The organism is Candidatus Pelagibacter sp. (assembly GCF_052049775.1).
Classification (GTDB): Bacteria; Pseudomonadota; Alphaproteobacteria; order Pelagibacterales; family Pelagibacteraceae; genus Pelagibacter.
The window spans coordinates 1-3,402 of sequence record NZ_JBNGZH010000059.1 but is presented as its reverse complement, the minus strand read 5'-3'; the positions used below and the strand labels follow the sequence as shown (position 1 = coordinate 3,402).

At 24.3% G+C, this 3,402-nt stretch carries 4 protein-coding genes; all 4 read right to left on the bottom strand.

The window, feature by feature from the left end:
* On the bottom strand, nucleotides 1–944 hold a 944-nt coding region (locus ACTT83_RS06265), incomplete at its 3' end, for a 3-dehydroquinate synthase (RefSeq protein WP_440919228.1).
* Complete coding sequence (gene kdsB, locus ACTT83_RS06260) at nucleotides 944–1,702, bottom strand: 3-deoxy-manno-octulosonate cytidylyltransferase (protein WP_440919227.1); 759 nt, start codon at nucleotides 1,700–1,702, stop codon at nucleotides 944–946. The genes ACTT83_RS06265 and kdsB, both read right to left, overlap by 1 nt.
* Nucleotides 1,699–2,439, bottom strand: coding sequence for an SDR family NAD(P)-dependent oxidoreductase (locus tag ACTT83_RS06255; protein ID WP_440919226.1), 741 nt, complete (start codon nucleotides 2,437–2,439; stop codon nucleotides 1,699–1,701). Before ACTT83_RS06255 ends, kdsB begins: the two co-directional genes overlap by 4 nt.
* A 24-nt stretch (nucleotides 2,440–2,463) precedes the next feature.
* A partial coding sequence (locus ACTT83_RS06250) for a hypothetical protein (RefSeq protein ID WP_440919225.1) occupies nucleotides 2,464–3,402 on the bottom strand: 939 nt, incomplete at its 5' end.

Sequence of the window (3,402 nt, the reverse complement as noted above, 5' to 3'; positions counted from 1 at the left end):
ATATTTTTATTTTTTTTATTTAGAATTTTTGTTGGTAAATTATATTTTTTTAGTAGTCTTTCAGTTTCTGATAAAATTTTAGAGTTTCCATTATTAGCATAATAAAGTTCACAAAGTATCCCAAGTCCAACAGCTTCACCATGTCTAAAAATCTCTTTTTTGAAAAAACTCTCTGTCCCCATTTCAATAGCGTGAGCAAACGTATGTCCAAAGTTTAGAGATAGTCTTTTTTCTTTTTCGTAAACGTCCTTTGAGAAAAAAAATATTTTAGTTCTTAAACTCTCATTAATTAATTTAGATAAAAAATCGAAATTTCGTTTATCAATAAAATCTTTTGATTTATTCAAATTTTTTAAAATTGCGTTTCTTTTGATTAAACCATACTTTATAATTTCAGGAATTCCTGAGTTATATTCTCGAAATGGTATTTTTTTTAGTATTTCTTCAGATATATAGACTACTTTAGGATGATAGTAGGTTCCTAAAGAATTTATTAAACCTTTATAATTTATCCCTGCCTTACCACCAATGCAACTATCTATAATAGATGTGATTGTTGTTGGTACATGTAAATAAATCAAACCTCTCAAATAAAGGCTAGAGGCTAAACTTGCAATATCACCTATGACACCACCTGAGCAAGAGAGAATAACTGAATTTTTTGTAAATTTCTTTTCTATCAAAAAATCTATAATTCTAAATAATGTCTTTTCAGTTTTGTTTATTTTATTTCCAGTTAACTCTAAAAAAAAAACTGAACAGCCAGATGTTTTTAAGTTTAATGCAAAATTCTTAATAATTTTCCGGTCTATTTTCTTATCATATATAAATAGTAATTTTTTGTCTGAATTTAAACTCTTTAAATCTTTCAACAAATTATCAAAAATTTTTCTTTGAATAATTACTTTTAGATTCTGGTCATTAACTTTATAATTGATTATCATTAAATTTTGTACAATCTAAAAAACTTGTCTAAATTCATTTGCTTTTCAGCTCTTTTGTAATCATCCAACACATCTACCGAAAAACTATCACCTTTTAGACTAAAGGTTTTTATATTTTGACCTATTTCTAATGCTCTTAGTAATTCAATATCTTCAACTTTTTCTAAAGGGGTCTTCTTGCTCTCAGAGAATTTTTTTAACGAATTTGGTTTAAATGAAATAATCGATAGGTGTTTATTTATATAATTTGTATTTTTTTTAAATTCAAAAGGGATATTTGAACGTGAAAAATACATAACTTCTTTCTTCATATTACTTATCACTTTAATAATATTTGTATTATTCTTTTGGCTTGAATTTATTGTTGGTAAAACTATATCGTATTCAAAATTTTTTAAGTGATGATTTATTACTGCATCAATATGATAAGGACTTACAAGTGGTTCATCTCCCTGAATATCAATAATTAGATCAAATTTCTTTTTTTTAGAAATTTTTTTATAAGCTTCAAAAATTCTCTCTGTGCCATTATTATGATGAGGAGAAGTCATAATACATTTTGCCCCAAATTTTTTAGCTGTATTAAAGATTTTTTTATCATCACAACATATGTATAACTCATCAATTAATTTTGATAATTTTGACCTTTTAAATGTGTGAACAACTAAAGGAATATTTTTTATTTCTAAAAGTGCTTTTTGAGGTAATCTTGTTGAATTTAGTCTTGTTGGTATTAATCCTAAAATTTTTTTTTTCATTGTGATGTCCACCCTCCATCAATATTTATGCACTGACCGTTAATATATGTTGAGTTCTCTGAAAGTAAAAATAATATCAAATTACTAATTTCAATGGAATTTGCCCATCTTTTTAGTGGTGTTTTGCTTAAAGTCCAATTGTACAACTTTTTGTTCTTTTTAAATTTTTTGTAAAATGAAGTCTTAACAAAACCAGGGTTTAAACAATTAATTCTAATCTTTTTATAATTCTGTGAAAACTCAGACATTAAACATTTAGTTAAACCATTTAACGCAGCTTTAGATGCTCCATATCCACTTAGTTCAGATAAACCCTTTTCTCCAACAATAGATCCAATATTAACAATTGAACAATTTTTCTTTTTTTCGCAATTTTCGCAGAATTTTTGAATAATTGAAAATGGTGCCTCAAAATTATTTTCCATAATTTTTCTTAAGTCTTTTTTTGTAATTTTTTCGAATTTTTTTCTTTGTCTTATGCCCGCATTATTAACTAAACCAGTTAGTTTGATTCTATTTTTTTTTAAATAATCAAAAATTTTTTTTATGGTCGTCTGTCGTGAAATATCACCGTAGAAAAATTTATATTTACCTCTGAAATGAGAAAATTCTTTGAAATCTTTTTTTGATCTAGTTACCCCAATTACAAAAGCGCCTTCTTTTAAAGCCTCTAAAAAAATTTCCCTACCTATTCCCTTGCCTACTCCAGTAATTAATATTTTTTGATTTTTAAGCATCGGAATATTCTGTTAAATAGCTGATCATATAAATTTTCTCCAAAGTTTGTGAGTTAAATTTAAATTCAAAAGGTTTTTTTTATTAATTTTTTTTGTCAATTTTTGATCAAAATATTTTATAATCATTTTTGTGTCTTTTTCATGTAAAATCCCTTTTACACCTTTTAAAGGACTAAAATTAATCTGATTATCCCTATATAATATTACTGTTTTAAGATCACTCATAATTGAGTCAATACTTGCCGATGTCATATTAGGTATTATGGCTTTTCCACAATAATTTGATAATTCAAAAATATCTTTATCGTAGATAAAAATACAATTTTTAATATTTTTTAATCTTTTGCTTAGTTTCATATTTGGATGTTGTTTTATGAAAAATTTTTCATTTTTGTAAATTTTTGCTAAATAAGATATAAGTTCCTCTAATTTTTGATTTTCATCAAAACTATAATCTCCTGCAACAAAAAAATTTTTTTTAACTCTTTTATTAGTTTTTGTTTTTTTAAACCTGTATCTTAATGCCTCAACTTGAAAAATTTTTTTATTTTTATAACCATTGTTTAATAGATTTTTTTCTGACACTTTGCTATTTACAAGATAGTTATCAGGTAAATATTTTTTTCTACTTTTGAGATAAATAAAATTATCCTCATCTAAATATCGTGTATCCCAATATCTTACTGGAGTTCCAATTACAGCATGAGTCTTTTTGACTTTATCTTTAAAAAAGAAATTAAACGATTTTTCCCACCCTTGATTTTCTGAAGTGTAGAATGCTGTTTGTGACCTAAAATTTTGTTTACTTAATTTTCTAAAAAGATGATAGTAATAAACATTTATGAAAGAATCGAAACCATAAAATGAATTTTTTATATCATTTTTAAAAATATAAAAACTATCATTCATATTATCAAAATAAAATTTAATTTTATTTTTTTTATAAAGAAATTTAAAAAATAA

What these genes read in the sequence shown, in the direction of transcription:
- kdsB (WP_440919227.1), bottom strand. Translation starts at nt 1,702, where the DNA reads ATGAAAAAAAAAATTTTAGGATTAATACCAACAAGACTAAATTCAACA.
- ACTT83_RS06255 (WP_440919226.1), bottom strand. Translation starts at nt 2,439, where the DNA reads ATGCTTAAAAATCAAAAAATATTAATTACTGGAGTAGGCAAGGGAATA.